The sequence below is a fragment of the Pseudomonas silesiensis genome (assembly GCF_001661075.1).
Taxonomy (GTDB): Bacteria; Pseudomonadota; Gammaproteobacteria; order Pseudomonadales; family Pseudomonadaceae; genus Aquipseudomonas; species Aquipseudomonas silesiensis.
Genome location: NZ_CP014870.1, coordinates 2,393,304 through 2,414,196, shown reverse-complemented (window position 1 = coordinate 2,414,196; position 20,893 = coordinate 2,393,304). Strand labels below are relative to the sequence as shown.

At 60.9% G+C, this 20,893-nt stretch carries 25 protein-coding genes; 5 read left to right on the top strand and 20 right to left on the bottom strand.

Annotated features, from left to right (window positions below; all coding sequences use genetic code 11):
* Positions 1 to 19: 19 nt before the first annotated feature.
* Together PMA3_RS11045 and PMA3_RS11040 are read right to left on the bottom strand one after the other, a co-directional pair.
* The gene (locus PMA3_RS11045; protein ID WP_064677178.1) at positions 20 to 1,309 is read right to left on the bottom strand and encodes an NAD(P)/FAD-dependent oxidoreductase; all 1,290 of its coding nucleotides are present in this window, start codon (positions 1,307 to 1,309) and stop codon (positions 20 to 22) included.
* Positions 1,310 to 1,582: 273 nt separating this feature from the next.
* The gene (locus PMA3_RS11040) at positions 1,583 to 2,785 is read right to left on the bottom strand and encodes an NAD(P)/FAD-dependent oxidoreductase (protein ID WP_064677177.1); all 1,203 of its coding nucleotides are present in this window, start codon (positions 2,783 to 2,785) and stop codon (positions 1,583 to 1,585) included.
* A 255-nt stretch (positions 2,786 to 3,040) separates the two neighbouring features.
* Between PMA3_RS11040 and PMA3_RS11035 the strand changes: the two genes are divergently transcribed.
* Positions 3,041 to 3,610 (top strand): RrF2 family transcriptional regulator, encoded by a 570-nt coding sequence (locus PMA3_RS11035; RefSeq protein WP_064677176.1) that lies wholly within the window; start codon positions 3,041 to 3,043, stop codon positions 3,608 to 3,610.
* A gap of 3 nt (positions 3,611 to 3,613) precedes the next feature.
* Here PMA3_RS11035 and PMA3_RS11030 read toward each other — a convergent pair whose 3' ends face one another.
* The 3 genes from PMA3_RS11030 to PMA3_RS11020 form a co-directional block, all read right to left on the bottom strand.
* Positions 3,614 to 3,949, bottom strand: coding sequence for a hypothetical protein (locus PMA3_RS11030; protein WP_064677175.1), 336 nt, complete (start codon positions 3,947 to 3,949; stop codon positions 3,614 to 3,616).
* Positions 3,950 to 4,020: 71 nt separating this feature from the next.
* Positions 4,021 to 4,239, bottom strand: a complete 219-nt coding sequence (locus PMA3_RS11025) for a hypothetical protein (protein WP_064677174.1) — start codon at positions 4,237 to 4,239, stop codon at positions 4,021 to 4,023.
* Between the two features lie 100 nt (positions 4,240 to 4,339).
* The gene (locus tag PMA3_RS11020) at positions 4,340 to 5,566 is read right to left on the bottom strand and encodes an RtcB family protein (RefSeq protein WP_064677173.1); all 1,227 of its coding nucleotides are present in this window, start codon (positions 5,564 to 5,566) and stop codon (positions 4,340 to 4,342) included.
* Between the two features lie 91 nt (positions 5,567 to 5,657).
* Here PMA3_RS11020 and PMA3_RS11015 point away from each other — a divergent pair, with 91 nt between their 5' ends.
* The gene (locus PMA3_RS11015; RefSeq protein WP_064677172.1) at positions 5,658 to 5,933 is read left to right on the top strand and encodes a hypothetical protein; all 276 of its coding nucleotides are present in this window, start codon (positions 5,658 to 5,660) and stop codon (positions 5,931 to 5,933) included.
* A gap of 5 nt (positions 5,934 to 5,938) precedes the next feature.
* Here PMA3_RS11015 and PMA3_RS11010 read toward each other — a convergent pair whose 3' ends face one another.
* Complete coding sequence (locus PMA3_RS11010; RefSeq protein ID WP_064677171.1) at positions 5,939 to 6,142, bottom strand: SPOR domain-containing protein; 204 nt, start codon at positions 6,140 to 6,142, stop codon at positions 5,939 to 5,941.
* Between the two features lie 219 nt (positions 6,143 to 6,361).
* On the opposite strand from PMA3_RS11010, the gene PMA3_RS11005 reads away from it, so the two are divergent.
* Positions 6,362 to 6,724 carry an NUDIX hydrolase gene (locus PMA3_RS11005; RefSeq protein WP_064677170.1) on the top strand — a complete coding sequence of 121 codons (363 nt, stop codon included), beginning with the start codon at positions 6,362 to 6,364 and terminating at the stop codon, positions 6,722 to 6,724.
* Between the two features lie 13 nt (positions 6,725 to 6,737).
* Here PMA3_RS11005 and PMA3_RS11000 read toward each other — a convergent pair whose 3' ends face one another.
* The 8 genes from PMA3_RS11000 to PMA3_RS10960 form a co-directional block, all read right to left on the bottom strand.
* Positions 6,738 to 7,511: a 1,6-dihydroxycyclohexa-2,4-diene-1-carboxylate dehydrogenase gene (locus PMA3_RS11000; protein WP_064677169.1), complete on the bottom strand. Its 774-nt coding sequence runs from the start codon at positions 7,509 to 7,511 to the stop codon at positions 6,738 to 6,740.
* A gap of 151 nt (positions 7,512 to 7,662) precedes the next feature.
* Positions 7,663 to 8,676, bottom strand: a complete 1,014-nt coding sequence (gene benC / locus PMA3_RS10995) for a benzoate 1,2-dioxygenase electron transfer component BenC (RefSeq protein ID WP_064677168.1) — start codon at positions 8,674 to 8,676, stop codon at positions 7,663 to 7,665.
* Between the two features lie 10 nt (positions 8,677 to 8,686).
* Entirely contained in the window at positions 8,687 to 9,175 is a 489-nt protein-coding gene (gene benB / locus PMA3_RS10990; protein ID WP_064677167.1) for a benzoate 1,2-dioxygenase small subunit, read from the bottom strand.
* Positions 9,172 to 10,536 carry a benzoate 1,2-dioxygenase large subunit gene (gene benA, locus PMA3_RS10985; RefSeq protein WP_064677166.1) on the bottom strand — a complete coding sequence of 455 codons (1,365 nt, stop codon included), beginning with the start codon at positions 10,534 to 10,536 and terminating at the stop codon, positions 9,172 to 9,174. Before benA ends, benB begins: the two co-directional genes overlap by 4 nt.
* Positions 10,537 to 10,910: 374 nt before the next feature.
* Complete coding sequence (locus PMA3_RS10975; protein ID WP_064677164.1) at positions 10,911 to 11,870, bottom strand: AraC family transcriptional regulator; 960 nt, start codon at positions 11,868 to 11,870, stop codon at positions 10,911 to 10,913.
* 259 nt (positions 11,871 to 12,129) lie between these two features.
* Complete coding sequence (gene catA, locus PMA3_RS10970) at positions 12,130 to 13,059, bottom strand: catechol 1,2-dioxygenase (protein WP_064677163.1); 930 nt, start codon at positions 13,057 to 13,059, stop codon at positions 12,130 to 12,132.
* Between the two features lie 55 nt (positions 13,060 to 13,114).
* Positions 13,115 to 13,405 carry a muconolactone Delta-isomerase gene (gene catC, locus PMA3_RS10965; RefSeq protein WP_064677162.1) on the bottom strand — a complete coding sequence of 97 codons (291 nt, stop codon included), beginning with the start codon at positions 13,403 to 13,405 and terminating at the stop codon, positions 13,115 to 13,117.
* Positions 13,406 to 13,415: 10 nt separating this feature from the next.
* Positions 13,416 to 14,564: a muconate cycloisomerase family protein gene (locus PMA3_RS10960; RefSeq protein ID WP_064680671.1), complete on the bottom strand. Its 1,149-nt coding sequence runs from the start codon at positions 14,562 to 14,564 to the stop codon at positions 13,416 to 13,418.
* Between the two features lie 127 nt (positions 14,565 to 14,691).
* On the opposite strand from PMA3_RS10960, the gene PMA3_RS10955 reads away from it, so the two are divergent.
* Positions 14,692 to 15,576 carry a LysR family transcriptional regulator gene (locus tag PMA3_RS10955; RefSeq protein WP_064677161.1) on the top strand — a complete coding sequence of 295 codons (885 nt, stop codon included), beginning with the start codon at positions 14,692 to 14,694 and terminating at the stop codon, positions 15,574 to 15,576.
* A gap of 44 nt (positions 15,577 to 15,620) precedes the next feature.
* Here the strand turns inward: PMA3_RS10955 and PMA3_RS10950 are convergent, their stop codons facing one another.
* The 4 genes from PMA3_RS10950 to PMA3_RS10940 form a co-directional block, all read right to left on the bottom strand.
* Complete coding sequence (locus PMA3_RS10950; RefSeq protein ID WP_064677160.1) at positions 15,621 to 16,520, bottom strand: polysaccharide deacetylase family protein; 900 nt, start codon at positions 16,518 to 16,520, stop codon at positions 15,621 to 15,623.
* A gap of 272 nt (positions 16,521 to 16,792) precedes the next feature.
* On the bottom strand, positions 16,793 to 16,951 hold the full coding sequence (locus PMA3_RS32810; protein ID WP_167355117.1) for a hypothetical protein: 159 nt from the start codon (positions 16,949 to 16,951) through the stop codon (positions 16,793 to 16,795).
* A 66-nt stretch (positions 16,952 to 17,017) separates the two neighbouring features.
* Positions 17,018 to 17,329, bottom strand: a complete 312-nt coding sequence (locus tag PMA3_RS10945) for an AzlD domain-containing protein (protein WP_167355130.1) — start codon at positions 17,327 to 17,329, stop codon at positions 17,018 to 17,020.
* A complete protein-coding gene (locus PMA3_RS10940; protein WP_064677158.1) occupies positions 17,329 to 18,027 on the bottom strand; it encodes an AzlC family ABC transporter permease in 699 nt (232 codons plus the stop codon). The genes PMA3_RS10945 and PMA3_RS10940 overlap by 1 nt, the downstream gene beginning before the upstream one ends.
* Before the next feature lie 159 nt (positions 18,028 to 18,186).
* Here PMA3_RS10940 and PMA3_RS10935 point away from each other — a divergent pair, with 159 nt between their 5' ends.
* On the top strand, positions 18,187 to 18,558 hold the full coding sequence (locus tag PMA3_RS10935; protein WP_064677157.1) for a DUF2784 domain-containing protein: 372 nt from the start codon (positions 18,187 to 18,189) through the stop codon (positions 18,556 to 18,558).
* Between the two features lie 6 nt (positions 18,559 to 18,564).
* Here PMA3_RS10935 and PMA3_RS10930 read toward each other — a convergent pair whose 3' ends face one another.
* A complete protein-coding gene (locus PMA3_RS10930) occupies positions 18,565 to 20,142 on the bottom strand; it encodes a sensor domain-containing diguanylate cyclase (protein ID WP_064677156.1) in 1,578 nt (525 codons plus the stop codon).
* A gap of 150 nt (positions 20,143 to 20,292) precedes the next feature.
* On the bottom strand, positions 20,293 to 20,820 hold the full coding sequence (locus PMA3_RS10925) for a DUF3087 family protein (protein ID WP_064677155.1): 528 nt from the start codon (positions 20,818 to 20,820) through the stop codon (positions 20,293 to 20,295).
* Positions 20,821 to 20,893 lie beyond the last annotated feature (73 nt).

Below are 20,893 nucleotides of genomic sequence, written 5' to 3'. Positions count from 1 at the left end.
CTTCCAGAAAGGGTGCAATTCAAACGCTGTCGCGCAGTCGGTACCAGGCCTTGCCCATGGCTTCCAGTGGCGCTGCCATGTATTTGCCGCCGGGAAAACTGCCGTTGATCAAGCCCTGGTACAGCGCCAGTTCATCCGGCTGCCCCAGTATCGCGTCCGACACTGCACGGGCACCGGCCAAGGTCGGCAGTACACCGTGCCCGGAATACCCCTGCAGCCAGTAAAGGTCACCCCGTCGACCGATGTCCGGTGTGCGCTTGAGGGTGAGGTCGATGTGGCCGCCCCAGGCGAATTCCAGTTCGACGCCCTTGAGCTGGGGAAACACCCGCTCCAGGCAGGGCCGGGTCGCGGCGGCGATGTCCCGGGGCATTCCACCCAGGTAGGTGCAGCCACCGCCGAACAGCAGGCGGTTGTCCGGGGTGCGGCGGAAATAATCGAGTACGAACTGATTGTCGGTGACGCACACATTGCCCGGTAACAGCGCGGTCGCCTGTTGTTCCGTGAGTGGCGCCGTGGCCACCTGATAGGTGCCGACCGGCAACACGCAACTGGACAGCTTCGGATCAAGCCGATCGAGATAAGCGTTGCACGCCAGCACCAACACATCGGCACGAACGCGACCGCGCCCGGTGTTGACCACGTACCCATTGCCCTCTTCGCGGTAACTCAGTGCCTGACTCTGCTCATGGATGCGCCCACCGGCACGCTCGATGGCGGCGGCCAGGCCGAGTGCCAGTTTCAGCGGGTTCAGGTGCCCGCCTTCCGGGTCGAACAGGCCCGCCTGATAGCGCTCACTGGCGACCCATTGCGGTAATTGCGCACGGGGTATGAACTGCAACCCGTCGTGGCCCCATTTGTGGCTGGCCTCATGCTGCCACTCGGTGAGCAGATTGACCCGTCGCGGCATCACCGAGGTCCAGAGATGACCGGGCCGATAATCACACTCGAAATCGTGCCGTGCCGGTAATGCGCGCAACTCCCGCGCCGCCCAGCGCATGCCGTCCCACAGGCGCCGCGCTCGTTCATGACCCAGCGCTGCCTCCAATGGAGGCATGTCGCACGACCAACCGAGAATGGCCTGGCCGCCATTGCGTCCCGACGCCGCCCACGCCACCCGGCTGGCTTCCAGCACGGTCACGCGCTTGCCGGCCAGGGCCAGTCGCAGCGCGGTATGCAGGCCGCTGAAGCCGGCGCCGATGACCAACACGTCGGTGTCCTGCTCCCCTTCCAGGGCCGCTCGATCGACTAAACGATCCGCGCAGCTGTGGGCGTAGTAACTGTCGACATGCCGGGTGGATTGTTGAAACATGCGGGCCTCATGAAATTTTATATTTATAATTTCATGAAAAAATACAGGTTAAATTTCACAGCCGCAACCTTTCAGCCGGAAAAAAGCTATTCACCCCATTCCGGGAAATACCGATAACTGTAGGAGCCAGCTTGCTGGCGATGGAGCCAGATGGAACGCGTTATCGTTGACGTCCATCGCGAGCAAGCTCGCTCCTACAGGGCGCCGCATTCAGCCAGATGGAACGCGCCTGTGACACCGCCTTCGCTGGCAAGCCAGCTCCTACAGGGCCTGTCATGCGATAGGGATCAGCGGATCAGCAGCGGCCCATGCCGTTTCGCGATTGGCTGCCGGTGGGTAGATCCACTGGGTGTTGATCTGCGTCTTGAGCGCCTTGCCTTCCTGCCTGACCAGCTTGACCTGGCGATCCCAGCCTTCGGTGTACACCGCGCCCCAGGCCCCCAGGTCCAGACAGGTCACGTATTTGGGCTGGCGGTACGGCGTCGGGTCCACGCCCAGCATCTGCGCGGCGACGTTGTTGCCGGCATGGCGGCCCAACACGATGGCGTGCTGGCACGTCATCAAGGCGTAGTTGCCGATGTCGTCAGTGGCGGCGTAGGCGACATCGCCGGTGGCGAAGATGTCGTCCTGGCCGATGACTTTCAGGTGGCTGTCCACGTGCAGCCGGCCCAGGTGATCGCGTTCGCCGGGGATCTGCTCGGTCAGCGAGCTGGCCCGCACGCCGGTGGTCCAGATCACGGTGCTGGCGTCGATACGCTGGCCGTCGCTCAGGTTGACGCCGCTGGCGTCGATGGCGACCACCGAGGCTCGCAAGTGCCATTTCACCCCCGTCTCGAGGCTGGCTTCTTCGATCGACCTGGCGATCTCGGGCCCCATGGATCCGCCGATTTTCTCGCCGCGATCGACGATGATCACTTCGATATCAGCCTCGTCACCCAGGATCGCCCGCAGGCGCGCCGGCATTTCAGTCGCCGTTTCAATCCCGGTGAAGCCGCCGCCGGCGACCACCACTGTGTTGCGGGCTTTGCTGTGCGGCAGGTTGGCCAGGGATTTGAGGTGGTTTTCCAGGCGCATGGCCTGTTCGATCTGGTCGACGTCGAACGCATGTTCGGTCACACCCGGGGTGCTGGACTGCGCCAGGCGGCTGCCGGTGGCCAGAACGAGTTTGTCGTAGCTGCACACCTGTCGGGAGCCCGAGGCATCGATGTAGCCCACGCGCTTTTGCTCCACATCGATGGATTCTGCAGCGCCCTTGATGAACTTGACGCCGACCGCATCGAACAGCTCGCCGATCGGTGCCGCCAGTTGGTGCGCATTCGGTTCATAGAAGCGCGGACGAACACGCAGCTCGGCTTGCGGGGCCAACACGGTGACTTCAACGTCGTTGTGAGCATGGATATCGAACAGGCGGGTCGCGCTCAACGCCGTCCACATGCCACCGAAACCTGCGCCGATTACCAGAATGTGCTGTTTCATTTTCAACTCCGGGGGAAGACCAAATGATGAGTTCGCCAGCGGTCGTACGCTTGCCAGTGCCGACCGAACAACTACGACTCTATTGATCCGAGTTAGATTGCGCAATAGTTTTTTTTTGATGGTTGCTATCGACGCGCTCGATTGCTCAACACCCTCAACCCCCAATAAGTGCTGTGCCATTCAGCGCGCATGAGGCGCGTTGCCTGACGCTGGACCAGCTGTTAATATTTACGACAACATTAGTCGGAGATACCAATGTCTCTTTACAGCGCTGGCGTCGAGTACGGCATTCATTGCCTGATTTTTCTGGTGGGGAACCACGGGGACACCCGTGAGGCGAGCGTGCGTGACCTCGCCGAGCTGCAAGGCGTGCCTCTGGACTACCTGGCAAAAATCTTCACCCGGCTGGCCAAGGCAAAACTGGTGGTGGCCACCGAGGGCGTGCGCGGCGGGTTCAAGCTGGCCAGGCCTGCGGACGAAATCAGCGTGCTCGATATCGTCAATGCCATCGACGGCCAGAAGCTGATCTTTGATTGCCGCGAGATTCGCGGGCGGTGCGCGTTGTTCGAAGGCGCCACGCCCGACTGGGCGGTGGCCGGTCCCTGCGCGGTCCATGGGGTGATGCTGACGGCGCAGAAACGCATGGAAGAAGCCCTCGCCCAGCAGACCATCCTGGATCTGGCGCGCAGGGTCGGGCGCAAGGCCCCGCCGGAATTCGGCGTGCAAGTGGAGCACTGGATGAACGATCGTCGGGAAAAGAAAAGCGCTGCAAACGCTCAGGCAAGCGACGACACCCTCATCCAGGTGAGCGAGATCCGCGACTGAATCCTACAAACAGTCTCGTACGGCCTGGCGCAGCGCCCCGGATTTGGCCCAGGGCGGCCCCTGATAAAGCGATACCCGACTACCGTCTTTCGATTTCACGATATCGAGGATCTCGTCGGCCGTGATGATGCTCGGTGCCGTGATCCGGTAACCATTGGAAATCCCCGCCTGAGTCGAGTTGGGCACCACTTGCTGCCAGGCCGGCAGAACGCAGGCAGCGTATTCTTTTGGCGGCTTTTCGCTGTACTTGCTGACATTCGGTTCACCCGGCACCACTGAAGCGGGCAACGAACAGCCCGCCAGCAACGCCGCCCCCAAGCCCCCGATCAACATTCGCATGACACTTCCCTTTCCTGAAAAGGGGGCAATGTAGCGCGTCGCCGACCAGACATCCATCCATTGAACAGAACTCAGTGAGGGGCATTTGTATCGCCCGACTCTGGATACGACCTGGCGTTCAAATAGGTCATCCACCGTTCGTAGGCATCATGCTGCCATTGAGTGACCCGCTCCCATTCCGGGCCGCTCAGCTGATGAGCAGAAATGAGCTTCATCATTTCCGTCGTGGCCGCGTCGAGATCGACTATCAGTTCATGGGCGTGAAATCGGAAATCATCGGTAGTCGTCATTTGAAAGGGCCTCGTCACAGCAAAAAAGTGGCTACTTCAGTACGACACCCACCTGGCAAATTCGCGTTATTTTCCCGACAGAAGGAAGCGCCTTTCATCCCTAACCTTTAACACAGACCACCTGACGCAGGGTATGCACCACTTCCACCAGCTCGCGCTGCGCCTGCATGACCTTGTCGATATCCTTGTAGGCCATCGGAATTTCATCGATCACCGACGCATCCTTGCGGCACTCCACATGGGCCGTTGCGCGGATCTGATCGTCGACGGTGAAGGTGTTTTTCGCTTTGGTACGGCTCATGGTGCGGCCGGCGCCGTGGCTGCAGGAGCAGAACGATTGCTCATTGCCCAAGCCGCGGACGATGAAGCTTTTCGCCCCCATGGAGCCGGGAATGATCCCAAGCTCGCCTTTTTTCGCCGACACCGCGCCCTTGCGGGTGACCCACACGTCCTCGCCGAAATGCTGCTCCTTCTGCACATAGTTGTGATGACAGTTGACGGCCTCCAGCGCCACTTCGAATGGCTTGCGTATCACCTGCCGCGCGGCTCCGATTACCGCCTGCATCATCAAGGCCCGGTTTTGCCGGGCGAAATCCTGGGCCCAGCCCACTGCTTCGACGTAGTCCGCGAAATGCCGACTGCCTTCTTTGAAATAAGCCAGGTCGCGGTCCGGCAGATTGGCCAGGTGCTGGCGCATGTCCGCCTGGGCCAATTGAATGAACAGGTTGCCAATGGCGTTACCGACGCCGCGCGAGCCGCTGTGCAGCATCAACCAGACCCTGTCGGCTTCGTCCAGGCAGACCTCGATGAAATGGTTGCCGCTGCCCAGGGTGCCCAAATGGTGGCGGTTGTTGGTGCTGGCCAGTTTCGGGTACTTGGCGGTAATCGCCTTGAACCGTTGATCGAGCGCCGCCCAGGCCTGGTCCGCCTGCTTTGGCACGCTGTGCCACGCGCCTTCGTCGCGGCGACCTCGGCTCAATGTACGCCCGTGGGGTACGGCCTTTTCGATGGCGCTACGGAGCGCGTGCAGGTTGTCGGGCAAGTCGGCGGCGGTCAGCGTGGTGCGCGCGGCGATCATGCCGCAACCGATGTCGACCCCGACGGCGGCCGGAATGATCGCGCCCACGGTGGGGATCACGCTGCCAATGGTCGAGCCTTTGCCCAGGTGCACATCGGGCATGACCGCCAGGTGTTTGAAGATGAACGGCATCTTCGCAGTGTTGATCAGTTGCTGTCGGGCTTCGCTTTCGACCGGGACGCCCTCGGTCCAGAGCTTGATCGGCTTGCCGTCGCGTACTTCCAGCAATTGCCAGGTAGTTACTTGCATGACTGCGTGTCCACTCGGGATCGGACGAACATAACGCTTCCCCGTCGAAATAGGACTAAGATTTCGTAGCGGAGCTTATCAGGAGGTCATTATGTGGCTTAACGAATCGGAAAACGAACTTCGACGTGATCTGCAAAGCGTTGCCTCGGATTTACGATGGTCGGCGGTAGAGCTGTTACGCATAGCGGAACAGTTGCGCCTGGCGGGCAATGATGTGGATGCACACGCAGCCCTGCGCTTGTGCGACCTGTTCCAGGGCGATGAACAGCGATTGGCGGGCTATGCCGAAGAGGTGAAGGCCAAGGCCATCAGTCGAAAACCGCACGATCCGCCGGAAAATGACAAGCCCCGGCGAACCGGGGCTTAAGTGCACTATTTATCCGTTGTCTGGCTGCTGGCGGGCTTTTTAGCCCGAGGCTTGTAACCGGGGAGAGAGGCTGCAAAGGCCAGTGCCTCTTCCCTGCTGGCAAAAGCACCGAGCCGGTCACCCTCGGTGCAGACCCGCCACGGGCCGTTGTTTACGCTGAGTACGTCATAACCGTTCATGTGCATCTTGTTGAGCATGGGGACACTCATGGTTACCTCCTGTTCGGCAGTGATCAGCCGCCTTTGACTTGATTACCTTACACCTGACCCTTACTTAAATGCAGACCAGACGTCGCGCCGGTGGTTGCAGTTGGATTGCACTTTCCCTGCGTCCCGTCACTCCAACCTTTCAAGCACCGATCTGACCGGTTCAGGCTGGAATATTGCATTTGCAGGTTTGATTCATGACAACAGGCGATCAAGTGACAGATGAAAGTACGCGCAACCGTCATTTGCGAGCAGGACCGACATATCCTGCTGGTACGCAAGCCAAAGAGTCGCTGGACGCTGCCGGGTGGCAAAGTCGAGCGCGGTGAAACCATCGCGGGCGCGGCCATGCGCGAACTTCTGGAGGAAACCGGGCTAGGGGTCGATGGGTTGCTGTATCTGATGGAGCTGCAAACCGGCAACACGCGACACCACGTCTATGAGGCGTCGGTGTTGAACCCGGGTGCGGCTCGGCCGCTAAACGAAATCTTCGATTGCATCTGGTATCCGCTGGAGGCGATCCAGAATCTGGACACAAGCGACGCCACGCTTAAAATCGTCACAGCGTTTCAGCGTCGCTTTTAACCGTCGATAGCGGTCAGCCTTGGTCGCCACCACCGACAGGCAGGGTCATGCCGGTGATGTAGGAGGCTTCGTCGCTGGCCAGGAACAGGATGGCGCCGGCCTGTTCATCCAGTGTGCCGTAGCGTTTCATCAGACTGCTGTCGAGGGTCTGGTCGACGATCTGCTGATACCACACCTTCTCCTCGGCACTTTGCTGCGCGGTATTGCGCGGAATGGCCCGCGGCGGCGCTTCGGTACCACCGGGTGCCGTGGCGTTGACCCGAATCCCGCGACCGGCGGTTTCGAACGCCAGGCACGCGGTCAGTGCATTCACCCCGCCTTTCGCCGCGCCGTAGGGCACGCGATTGACGCTGCGGGTGGCGATGGACGACACGTTGACGATGGCGCCACTGCCCTGTTCAAGCATGAACGGTAGCGCGGCATGGCAGCACCACAACGTCGGGAACAGCGAGCGACGCACTTCGGCTTCGATCTGCTGTGCTTCGTAGTGCTCGAACGGTTTGGCCCAGATCGTGCCGCCGACGTTGTTGATCAAAATATCCAGGCGACCGAAGTGCTCCACGGCGGCTTGCATCACCCGGCTGCATTCGTCGTATTGCTCAAGATCGGCGGTCAGGGCGAGCACCTGGCTGCCCTGCGCCAATTCCTTCTGCACCTCGAACACCAGCTCGGAGCGGTCGACCAGGATCAACTGCGCCCCTTCCGCCGCCATGCGTTCGGCCACCCGGCGACCGATACCCTGGGCGGCACCGGTAATCAGCGCGACTTTTCCGTGAAATCTGTTCATGTGTACCTCGTGACGAAGGATTGCATCCTGTGGGAGCGAGACCGGCTTGCCGGCGAAAGCGGTCTGGCGGGCGACATCGATGTTGAATGTACTGGCCTCTTCGCGAGCAAGCCCGCTCCCACATGGGTTCTTTGCCGGGCTTGCGGGTGATTCACGCTGCGCTGGCGGCAAATTTTTCGTAGTAGAAGTTCGCCGGGGCGATGCCTTGTTCGCGGATGAACTGACTGACGGCCTCGACCATCGGCGGCGGGCCGCACAGGTAGACATCGACGTCGCCATCGTTCAAATGCTTGGGTTCGATGTGCTGGGTCACGTAGCCCTTGAGCGGGTGCTGGCTGTCTGGGCTGGCCACGCAAGCGCTGAAGCTGAAGTTCGGGATGCGGGCGGCGAAAGCTTCCAGTCGATCCATTTCCACCAGGTCGAAATCGTTCGTTACGCCGTAGATCAGGTGCAACGGATGCTCACTGCCCTGCTCGGCGATTTTCTCCAGCATGGCGGTAAACGGCGCAAGACCGGTGCCGCCAGCCAGCAGCAACAACGGACGGCGGATGTCGCGCAGGTAAAAACTGCCCAACGGCCCGGCCAGGCTCATGCTGTCGCCCGCCTTTGCCATACCGGTGAGGAAGCTGCTCATCAGGCCGCCAGGCACGTTGCGAATCAGGAAGCTGACCTCGCCATCACGCTGCAACGAGCTGAACGAGTAGGCGCGGGTCTGTTCGCTGCCGGGAATCCCGAGGTTCACGTACTGCCCCGGCAGGAACGCCAGTTTGCTCAGGGCTTCACCCTTGATCGACAGCGCGATGGTGCTGTCGGACAACTGGCGCACGGCGCTGATGGTGGCGTCGTAGCTGGACTGGCGGGTGCGGCAGACTTCCGAAGAGGTCGGCACACGGACCACGCAATCGCTCAGGGCACGCATCTGGCAGGTGAGGACAAAACCTTGCTCGGCCTCATCGCTGCTGAGGGCGTCTTCGATGTATTCCTCGCCCAGGTCATAGCGACCGGCTTCGGCGAAACATTTGCAAGTGCCGCAGGCGCCGTCACGGCAGTCCAGCGGAATGTTGATGCCCTGGCGGTACGCGGCATCGGCCACGGTTTCACCGGCATTGGCGTCGATAAAGCGGGTGACGCCGTCTTCGAAGTTGAACGCAATGGAATGGGTCATGACGGCAGCCTCACAAATGGTAAACATCGATGACCTGGCGAACGTAGTCGTTCTTCAGGATCACTTTCTTGGCCTTGATCAGCGGGTTCTCACCGCGCACATCCAGGGTGTAGAAGCTGCTGCCGAAATAGCTGTCGACGGTCTTGTAGCGGAAGCTCAGGGTGTGCCAGTTGAAGCGCACCTTGCACAGCCCGTCGGCTTGTTCGAGCAGCTCGATGTTGCTGATGTTGTGGGAGGTACGGGTGTCCGGCATGGTGGCGCTGGACCGCTCGGTCTTGATCCGGAACACGCGATCTTCCAGGCCAGTGCGGTTGCCGTACCAGATCAGCGAGATTTCCCGCTGCGGGTCTTCGGTCAGCTCGTCGTTGTCGTCCCAGGAAGGCATCCAGAAGGTGGCGTCCGGCGCATACAACTCCAGCCATTCATCCCATTGCCGGTCATCGAGGTAGCGGGCTTCGCGATAGAGGAAGTCGCGCACGGCTTCATAGGTGATAGTCATTGCACGGCCTCCACTGCAATCAGGTCGGACTGCTCGGCGGCCAGGGCCTTGAGCATGGTCTGCTGCCAATATTTGTGCTGCAGCACGAACAGGCCTTCGTCTTCGGTGCGCACGCCGCTGAGCAGCGGATGCAGATCGATTTCCTTCGCGGCCTCATCGGCGCCTTCGACCCAGTGCTCGGCACCACGGGACATGTCGTTCCAGGCCGTCGCGCTGCCCTCATAACTGGTCTGGCAGGAGCGGAACTCTTCCAGGTCGTCCGGGGTGGCCATGCCGCTGACGTTGAAGAAATCCTCGTACTGGCGAATCCGGCTCGAACGGGCGTGGTCGCTTTCGCCTTTGGGGGCGATGCAGTAAATGGTGATTTCCGTGCGGTTGACCGAGATCGGCCGGGCGATGCGGATCTGCGAGCTGAACTGGTCCATCAGGTACACGTTCGGGTACAGGCACAGGTTGCGCGAGTTCTCGATCATCCAGTCCGCCCGGGCCTTGCCGAAGTCCTGGGCCAGCTCGTCACGGCGCTCGTACAACGGGCGGTCCTCAGGGTTGGCCCAGCGGGTCCAGAGCAGCATGTGGCCCTTGTCGAAGGAGTAGAACCCCCCACCCTGCTTGGCCCAGCTGCCGGCGCTCATGGTCGGGTTGTCATCGCCGGCCTCGCGCTGCTTGCGCTGGTTCTGGGTCGCGGCGTAGTTCCAGTGCACAGAGCTGACGTGATAGCCGTCGGCGCCGTTTTCGGCGGTGAGTTTCCAGTTGCCTTCGTAGATGTAGCTGGAGGAACCGCGCAGCACTTCCAGGCCATCGGCGGACTGGTCGACGATCATGTCGATGATCTTCGCCGACTCGCCCAGGTGCTCGACCAGCGGCAACACATCAGCGTTGAGGCTGCCGAACAGGAAGCCGCGATAGGATTCGAAGCGCGCCACCTTGGTCAGATCGTGGGAGCCTTCGCAGTTGAAGCTGGCCGGGTAGCCCGCTTCGGCCGGATCCTTGACCTTGAGCAGCTTGCCGGAGTTGTTGAAGGTCCAACCGTGGAACGGGCAGGTGTAGGAGCTCTTGTTGCCGGACTTATGGCGGCACAGCGTCGCGCCGCGGTGACTGCAGGCGTTGAGGAATGCATTGAGCACACCGTCCTTGTTGCGCGCGATAAAGATCGACTGGCGCCCCATGGTGGTGGTGTAGAAATCGTTTTTGTTCGGGATCTGGCTTTCGTGGGCGAGGTACAGCCAGTTGCCTTCGAAGATGTGTTTCATCTCCAGGTCGAACAGCCGTGGATCGGTGAACATCTCGCGTTTGCAGCGATAGATGCCCTGCTCTGGATCGTCTTCAAGCAGGGAATGCAGGTATTCGGGTCGCAGGGTCATGGCCACCGCCTCCATTGTTATTGTCAGGCAGGGCCATGCTAGGACGGGGGGATGGGGCGGACTATCCGCTGGGTGCAGACCTGTATCCGTTTTGTGCAAAGGTCAATAGGGAAAGGGTAGGAGCCAGCCTGCTGGCGATGGGCGTTAACGATGACGCGGACTGCCTGGAGGTACGCGGCGCCCTGGAGTCCATCGCAGGCAAGCCGGTCTCGCTCCTACAGGCTCATGTGGCGGTTAACTGTAGGAGCGAGCTTGCTCGCGATGGACGTTAACGATGACGCGGGCTGCCTGGAGATACCCGGCGCCCTCGAGTCCATCGTCGGAACGCCGCCCGGAGCAAGCTCGCTCCTACAGTTGATCTGTGTCGCGACGGGTCAATGCCGGCGCTTGAGGGTATCGGAAGGCAATTCGCCGAACTGCTTGCGGTAGTTGTCCGAGAACCGCCCCAGGTGCAGGAAGCCGTAATCCATCGCCACCTCCGTGACGTTGCGCACGTTGCAGGTCGGGTCGCTCAGGCAGGCATTGATGCGCTCGAGGCGCTTGTGCCGGATGTAATTTTTCGGCGTGGTGCCGGCGTTGCGTTCGAACAAGCCGTACAGCGAGCGCAGGCTCATCCGCGCCTGGCGGGCCAGCTCTTCGCTGTCGATGTCCTGCTTGAGGTTACGCTCGATGTAGTCGGCGATCACCTCGAAGGTGGCCGTCTGAGAGCCGAGACTGATACGGCTGACATTGGTCTTCATCAGGCTGAGCATCTTGCTGACGATGATCTGCGCGTAGTGCTCCTGCACCTTGGGGATTTGCTCGGTAGCTTCGGCTTCCTGGCAAATCATCGCCAGCAGGCCGACAAAGCCTTCAAGTTCGTCGAGCTGATAGCGGTTCTCCAGGAACCGCACGCCCTGCCCCGGATACCGCCAGCGCTGCTCATCGCACACGGACTCGAGCAATGTCGTGGGGACCTTGAGGATGAATTTCTCGCAATCGTCGGAGTAAGTCAGGTCCACCGGGTCGTCGGGGTTGATCAACAGCAATTCGCCGGGGGCAAAGTAGTGTTCCTGGCCGTGGCCGCGCCACAGGCAGTTGCCTTGCAGCAATACCTGCAGGTGATAGATGCTTTCGAGGGCGCCGGAGGTGACCCGTACGCTGCCGCCATAGCTGATGCGACAGAGGTCGAGGCTGGCAAATTTGCGGTGATTGAGGCTGGCCAGCGGTCGCCCGGCCCGTGGCATCAGGATGCAATGGTTACCGACGTGCTGATTGACGTAGCCCGACACCGCGTAAGGATCGGCGTGGTCGAATACGGTGCTGCGCTGACTCAACAATTGCGCTTGCATCATCGGGTCACTCTCGTTGTTGTTATAGGGTGCTGCGGTCTTGCGGGCACTGCTTGCAAGGGCATGTCAGTGAAGCGACTTGTGGGAGTAACCTGCGGGCTCAACCTGTGGGAGCGAGCTTGCTCGCGAAGGCGGCGTGTCAGTCAACGTTGATGTTGAAGCTGATGGCCCTTTCGCCGGCAAGCCGGTATCGCTCCTACAGGTTACTCCACAGGTCGCTCCCACAGGTTATTTCATCGCCCGGGACCATTGCTTGAGGATATCAGTCCTCGAGCGCGCGAACCCGCTCGTGACGCTGCTGTTCATCGGGTTGTGCGGAGGTCTGCAAGGTGAAATCGAAGTCGATTTCGGCAAAACGACCGCTCACGCCGTGGGCCGCTGCCCGCGCCTGATCCTCGCTGAAGGTGATTTTGGCGATCAGCTCGTCACGGGTGGCATAGGCAAAATCGTCATGCAGGTACTGATCGCCATCCAGGTTGATCTGGGTGGTCAGGTGGCGATGATCCGGCGCCGAGATGAAGAAGTGGATATGCGCCGGACGCTGGCCATGACGGCCCAGTTGATCGAGCAGCTGCTGGGTTGGACCATCCGGCGGGCAACCGTAGCCCGATGGCACGATGCTGCGGAAACGATAGCGACCTTCGGCATCGGTAACGATGCGCCGACGCAGGTTGAATTCCGACTGGGTGGTATCGAAGTAGGAGTAGGTGCCGCCGGTATTGGCGTGCCAGACATCCACCACCGCACCGGCCAGGGGCTCGCCGTCGGTGTTCTTGACCTGGCCTTGCATAAACAGCACCACACCCGGATCGACGCCGTCGTCCAGACGTGCCTGGCCTTCCGACAGCGGCGCACCGGCCACGTACAGCGGGCCTTCGATGGTCCGCGGCGTGCCGCCAGCCTTGCCGGCCTGCTCGTCTTCGGCGTCCATCAACAGGTCGAGATAATGCTCCAGACCGATACCGGCCACCAGCAACCCTGCCTCCTGACGCGCACCCAGCACGTTGAGGTAGTTGACGGCTTTCCAGAACTCTTCCGGGGTTACGGCCAGGTCTTCGATGATATTCACCGAGTCACGCAGGATGCGGTAGACCAGGGCCTTGGTGCGCGGGTTGCCTGCATCGTTGAGCAGGCCGCTGGCCTCTTCGAGAAACTTTTGTACTTCGGCAGTATGGGAAATCTTGACGTTCATTTTGGTGGGTTCCTCATCTTGTAGTTATTAGCGTAGCGAACTGAACAGGCTGGGTTCAGCGGTCATCTTCGCGAATCGACGAAGGATGCCGGCACATCGCGGTGACTTCGATCGCCATATACGGGTACAACGGCAGCTGCATCAGCAGATCGTGCAATTCCTGGACGCTATCGACATCGAACACGCTGTAATTGGCATACAGGCCGGCGATGCGCCACAGGTGACGCCACTTGCCCTGCTCTTGCAGGCGCTGGGCCAGGGCTTTTTCGTCAGCCTTGAGCCTGGCGGCGACTTCGGGATTCATGTCGACCGGCAGGTTCACGGTCATTTTTACGTGGAACAGCATGATGCACTCCTCAGGCGTGATGAAGGACAGTGGATGATTTGTCGCGACGGAAAAACGCCAGGCGCTCTTCATCCAGGCTCAGGCCCAGGCCCGGTGTTTTCGGCACGTGCAGTTCGAAGTCGCGATAGACCAGCGGCTCGCTGAGAATGTCCTCGGTCAGCAGCAATGGACCGAACAGCTCGGTGTCCCAGGCCAGTTTGTTCAGGGTGACAAAGGCATGGGCCGAGGCCAGGGTGCCGACGCCACCTTCAAGCATCGTGCCGCCATACAGGCCGATACCGGCCGCTTCGGCGATGGCCGCGGTGCGCAATACGGCGCGAGGGCCGCCATTCTTGGCGATCTTCAAGGCGAACACCGACGCCGCGCCTTCCCGCGCCAGGTTGAAGGCATCCTCCACGCATTCGATGGACTCATCGGCCATGATCGGCGCCGGGCTCACGGCGTTCAGACGCGCCATGCCGGAGCGGTTGTTGCGCGAGATCGGTTGTTCGATCAGGTCGATGCCGTTGGTGCCCAGGATCCGGCAGGCACGCAAGGCGACTGCTTCATCCCAGGCCTGATTGACATCGACCCGCACGCTGGCGCGATCACCCAGGGCTTTCTTGATGGCGATAACGTGGCCCAGATCGCGGTTGACTTCACCGGCGCCGATCTTCAGCTTGAAGATCCGGTGACGGCGCAGGTCGAGCATTTGTTCGGCTTCGGCGATGTCCTTGGCGGTGTCGCCACTGGCCAGGGTCCAGGCCACTGGCAGGGCATCACGCACCCGGCCGCCGAGCAATTCGCTGACCGGCAGGCCGAGGCGCTTGCCCTGGGCGTCGAGCAAAGCGGTCTCGATGCCGGATTTGGCGAACGTGTTGCCACGGATGCTGCGTTCCAGACGCAACATCGCGGCGTTCACGTTGCTGGCGTCCTGGCCCAGCAACAGCGGCGTGAAGTGTTTATCGATATTGGTCTTGATGCTTTCAGGGCTTTCGTTGCCGTAGGCCAGGCCGCCGATGGTGGTGGACTCGCCAATGCCTTCGATGCCGTCGGCACAGCGCACACGAATGATCACCAGGGTCTGGTTCTGCATGGTGTGCATCGCCAGCTTGTGCGGGCGGATGGTTGGCAGATCGACGATGATCGTCTCGATCGATTCAATGGCTGTTGCAAGCATGTCGATACCCGTCAGGTTCTTGAAGTTCTGATCTGGATTCTCGTACGGCTTTTTCCGGGCGGCCAATATAGAATTAGTCTGGCTTGATACCTTAAAGGTATTCAGTCACTCAATATCCGGAGGTTCCATGGAACTGCGTCACCTGCGTTATTTTCAGGTGCTGGCCAAATCGCTCAATTTCACCCGCGCCGCCGAGCTGCTGCACATTGCCCAGCCGCCGCTGAGTCGACAGATCCAGCAACTGGAAGACGAGCTGGGGGTCATGTTGCTGGAGCGCGGGCGGCCGCTGAAGCTGACCGACGCCGGGCGGTTTTTCCATGAGCACTCCAGCGCCCTGCTCGAACAGCTGGCCAAGGTGTGCGACAACACGCGGCGCATCGGCCTGGGCGAAAAGACCTGGCTGGGCATCGGCTTTGCGCCATCGACCCTCTACGGCGTCCTGCCCGAGCTGATTCGCCGCTTGCGCAGCGGCGAGCCCCTGGAACTTGAGCTCGGGCTCTCGGAAATGACCACGCTGCAACAGGTGCAGGCGCTCAAGGCCGGGCGCATCGATATCGGCTTCGGGCGGATCCGTATCGACGACCCGGCCATCATCCAGACCGTGTTGACCGAAGACCGGCTGGTCGCTGCCCTGCCCGCCGGCCATCCGTTGCTGGCCGGGCCGATCAGCCTGCGCGAACTGGCGAAGGAGCCCTTTGTGCTGTACCCCGGCAACCCGCGGCCGAGCTATGCCGACCATGTGATTGCCTTGTTCGAGTCCTATGGCGTGAGCATCCATGTGGCGCAATGGACCAATGAACTGCAAACCGCCATCGGCCTGGTGGGCGCCGGCATCGGGGTCACGCTGGTGCCGGCCTCGGTGCAATTGCTGCACCGCGACGACATCGGCTTCACCCCGCTGCTGGAAGACAACGCCACCTCGCCGATCATCCTCAGCCGGCGTGTCGGCGATGTTTCGCCGGGGTTGAATCATTGCCTGGGGATGATCGAGGAGCTGTTGCCAACGGCATGAAGCGGCGATGCGACAGGCGCATGCGTCCTGTGCAGGTCCCCGCTTCAATGGTCATTGCCATTCCAAAGCCAATTCCAGATGCCCGGCAGTTTGACCGCCTGTGAACTGTCTTGAACGGTGCGCGCCATGGCGGCCCATTGCAGCGCGGCGGTATCGTCGTAAAACGGCTTCTGCGCCACCTTCACCCCGGTTGCACCGGCGCTGTCGAGGAGGATCTGCAGGTACTCACGGGTATGCCGGGCGGTGTAGCGATTGAGATCGTGAAAGGTCACCACCACCGGAATCACGCCATCCACCGTCGGCAGCTCGCCCTGCGCGATCCGTTCGCGAATTTCGGAAAGTTGCCGCAGCATATGCGCTCTTCGACGGGGACTGGCGTTGAAACCCCAGATCTTGCCGTCATTGGCGCTCAGGTCGGTGAGCAGCAGATGCAAACCGTGTCGCTGATAAGCGGCAAAGGTGCGTTTGTCGTAGCTCCAGAATGGCGGACGTAACAAGGTCGGTGGTACGCCGGTAATCGCGGCAATGTCGGCGCTGCCGTTGCTCAGCGACTGCTCCAGTTCTTCCGCGTCCAGGGCGCGATGATTGCTGTGCCCGGGTGTGGCGGTGTGCAAGCCCAGAATGTGACCTTCGGCCTGTTCACGCCGCATGATCTCGCGCCCCAGTTCGCTGCCGCCGGCCCGTGAAGCACGGGTCTGCACGAAGAACACCGCCTTGATATCCGCCTGCAGCGGGTTGCGTGCCAGGCTGTCGAGCACGGTCACGGTCGGGTTCCACCAACTCGATGCGCTGGGACCATCGTCGAAGGTCAGCAGGAATCGGATCGGGGGTTGCGCACGCAGACGTTGCTCGGTCTGCGGCGTCATCTCGATGGGAGAAGCGATGCACCCCAGCAGACCGACTGCGATGGCGAACGCCGATAAAACCTTGACCAGCTGTTTCATGTTTTGCCTTGGGCCAGACTGTTGCGCCCACACACGTGTGCGGGCGCAGGTTGGAACAAGGTACACCGGGTTTGGTTCCGAGGCTTATAGAACCTGACGCTCAACCGCAAATGCGTGAAGGGCTAAGGCGGCATTCATTGTAGGAGCTAGCTTGCTAGCGAAGGTCGACAACGATAACGCGTGCTTCCTGGCGAAACGCGGCGCTCCAGGGTCAATCGTCGGAACGCCGCCCGAAGCAAGCTTGCTCCTGCAATGGCATCAGTGCAGATCGATCAGGGTTTCAACGGAATCTCCACATCGCGATCTGACAACTCTCTGCTGTCATCATGCTTCCAGGTCTGGGACGAACGCCGCTGCTCCTCGAGTTCTTCTTCCGTCGGTTCATCCATGTCTTCATCATCCGGTTCCGGACGCTTTGGATCAGTTGCCATGCTCACCTCTCTTCCTGAAGGGATCGGTCATCAGCTTTAAGCGTAGAACAGTTTCGAGCACCCGGGTCACAGCCACCCGCGCAGCAAAAAGAAAAAGCCCATGCTCAACAGCATGCTGAGCAGGGTGTTGCGCGTGTAAAGCACCAGCCCCACCGCCACCAGCGAACTGATCAGATAGGGATTGTCCCACTGCAGGTTCAACTGTTTGTCCGGCATGAACACGATCGGCCCGCAGATCGCGGTCAGCATGCCCGGCACTGCGAAACCGAGGAACTGCCGGGCATTGCTGCTCAGGCGCAGCGGCAACCGGGGTTCGAGAAACACGTAGCGGTTGAGGAACACCAGGATGCCCATGCCGACAATCACCGCCCAGACCATCATGTGCGAGCACCGTAGAATTTGTTGCAGACAAAGCCGGCCGTCATGCCCGCCAGCCCCGACAGCACCAGCGCCGAGCCCCATTGCCAATAACTGAACAGTACCGAACAGAACAGCGAAACCGCCACGCACACCACGGTTGGCACGCTGCGCACCACTGGCGTGATCAGGGCGATAAAGGTCGCCGCGATGGAGAAGTCCAGTCCCAGATGTTCCAGGCCTGGAATACTGCTGCCCAGCACGATGCCGGCCAGGGTGAAGAGGTTCCAGGCGATGTAAAACGTCAGGCCGACGCCCAGGGCGTACCAGCGGTTGAACTGCTGTTTGTCATGGGCACTGGTCAAGGCGAACAGTTCGTCGGTGAGCAAAAAGCCCAGCCCTGCCCGCCAGCGACCCGGCAGCGGCGAAATCACCGAACGCAGGCTCATCCCGTACAGCAAATGCTGGGAAGTCAGGAGCACGGTGGTCAGCAGAATCGAAAATATCCCGGCGCCACCCTTGAGCATGCCGATGGCCACCAGTTGCGCCGCTCCGGCAAACACGATGCTCGACAAGCCCTGGCCTTGCAGGGGCGTGAGATTGGCTTCGATGGCCATGGAACCGGCGAGCAGCCCCCAGGGCGCGGTCGCCAGGGACAATGGCATGATCGCCACGGCGCCGCGAAGAAAGGCACTGCGCGGCATGAGTGAGTTGGACATAACGCTCTACAACCAGGGGAAGACTCCAGACTGTGCCAGCACTCGGGCCGGGTGGCTTGAACAATCTTGCGCACTTGCACGCAACCGGCGCCGATTGTTCGCCTGCGACACCTGCCCGAGTACCATGGAGTCATTGGCATAACACTTCAGGGTGTCGACATGCTGTACCGAATCGCCGCCGACGGGCTGGTGCTGTTTCACCTGTTGTTCATTGTGTTCGTACTGTTCGGCGGCTTGCTGGTGCTCAAATGGCATACGTTGATCTGGTGGCATCTGCCCGCGGCCGTCTGGGGCGTTCTGGTGGAAGTCTTCCACTTGCCCTGCCCGCTCACTGACTGGGAAAACCTCATGCGCCACGGAGCCGGGCAGACCGGCTATGGTGGCGGCTTCATCGAACATTACCTGTTGCCTGTCATTTACCCGGCCGGCCTGACGCCGGCGATTCAACTGGGGCTGGGCAGTGTAGTGCTGGTGATCAACGTACTGATCTATTTCCGGCTGGTCAGGGTGTGGAAGTTGCGTCGGGTGTGACGACACTCAATTGGCAATCACGCTCATGTTCCGGCCGCTGGCCTTGGCGACATAGAGCGCCTTGTCCGCAGCAGCGACCAGATCATTGGGCCGGTCTTGAGACGCCGGGTTGTAGGCGCAGACTCCCAGGCTGACGGTGACCGTACCCTCTACACCCCCGCTGTGGGCGATGCCGGCCTGCTGCACCGCGCGACGGATTTTTTCCGCCACCAGGAACGCGCCCACATAGTCGGTGCCGGGCAGCACCACCGTAAACTCTTCACCGCCATAACGCGCTGCCAGGTCACCGGGACGCTTGATGTGGTCACTGATGATCGCGCTGATGCTGCGCAAACTTTCATCGCCGGCCACATGACCGTAAAGGTCGTTGAAGCTCTTGAAGTGATCGACATCGATCATCAGCAATGCGAGGTGGGTCTGGCTCCGCCTGGCCCGGCCCATTTCGGCAAGGATGAACAGATCGAATTGACGCCGGTTGGACAACCCGGTCAGTGCATCCTCCAGCGCCAGCAACTCGAGGCTGCGATTGACCTCGATCAGCTTTTCCCGGGCATCGAGCAAGACGCTCTGCACGTGATTCTGCTGCTTCATGAGGCGTATCAGGCGATAGCCGAATACCAGCAGAAACCCGAGGAATAACGAAACGATGCCCGCACTCAGCAGCGCCTGCTCACGCCAGCCGGCCAACACTTCTTCTTTTTCCAGCGCGGCAAAGATGATCAGCGGATAACCTTCGACCCTGCGAAATCCGACCACCCGCTCGATACCATCGACATAGGAGCGGACCGTTGCGGTGCCTGAATCGCCCTTGGGCAGCAATTGCGTGAACAGCGGCCCCTTGGCGACGCTGCTGCCAACCTCGACCTCCTTGAACGGCCGGCGCACGACAATGCTGGCGTCGTCGGCGATCAGGTTGATCACACCGTTATGGCCCATGTCGATACTGTCGTAGAGCGCAAGGAAGTGACTGAGATAGAGGGTGACCAGCGCCACGCCGGCGAAACTGCCATCGGGATGATTGACGCGACGCGACACCGTCATGATCCATTCACCGGTGGAACGGCTCTTGATCGACGGGCCAATGTGCGGGCCACGATCGGGGTGATCACGGTGGAAGATGAAATACTCGCGGTCGGCATTGTTCGCGCCGGGCATGACGGCGCCATTGGAATTGGCGATCCAGCGCCCTTGTTCGTCGTAAACGAACAAACCATGAATCTGGCTCAACTCACTGCGCTGGGCCGTGAGCAACCGCTCGAGCCTTGCCACCTGGCCCTGGGTGATGCCGTCGTTTTCAAGCCGGTCGACCAGCGTGAACAACAGGGTATCGGCCTGCTTGATCGAAGCCTGTGCTTGCGAGGCCAGGGTCTGCGCAAGGTTGGACATGGCCACTTCCTTGTCGCGCAGATGGTACTGGCGCGAGTTCCAGGCTTCCCAGATCACGATGGCGGTCATGGACAGGCACACCGCGAGCAGCAGAAACACCACCGAGCGAACCTTGAGGCGAGTCACTGACTGCTCGGCAAAAAGTGCCACGCCGTGGCGCGATTGTTCGATTCGATCTTTAACGGACGGATGACCCATGACGCTCCCTGAATCCTGATGAACCGGCGACCCATCCCGGTCGCCGTTGTTTTCTATCCATTGCTGCGTTCACTATGCCTGATCAGTGCAGCCTGGTCCTCACCTGCCTGCAACTCTGGATCCCAGGCTGCCCTGCCCACCCCATGGATCCTACCGCGAGGCCTGCTTCACCGCCTCGATCCAGGCCGGATCCAACCGGGTCTGTTCGGTGGCGATGCCCAGGGCTTCCATTCGCGCCTTGTGTTGATCCATCTCACCCGTCAACTGGCTGTGATCACTGGAATTGCCGTCCAGCTCGTGCATCTGGGTCAACCCGAGATGGTAGAAGCGCAACAGCTTCATCGCGCTCGGATCCTCCTTCTCCACGGCTGCCGTGACCTGGTGCATGACGTTGGTGATGCTCATCAGGCTGCGCTTGAGCTGCCAGCCATAGACGGCAGGCGCCATCCACTCCTGGGTCCAGAAGGTGCTGCGCATCAACGCGACCATCAGCAGCACCGCCACGAACACGCCACCGACGTTGAAACGCAAGTTGTCCCCGCCGGGCTCGCCGAACAGCGCCACCGCTGCGGTGGACAATACCATCGCCAGCGCCAGGAAAATCAGGGCGATGATGAGGGTGCTGCGGCGTGTCTGCTGCCGATAGGCGGCGGCATTCTTCGGCTGGATTTCGAACATTGCGTCGGGTTTCCTTCGGGCATGGGCAAAAAGTCTGCGGGGCATTATCGCCTCTGCGAGGGATTTAGCTATG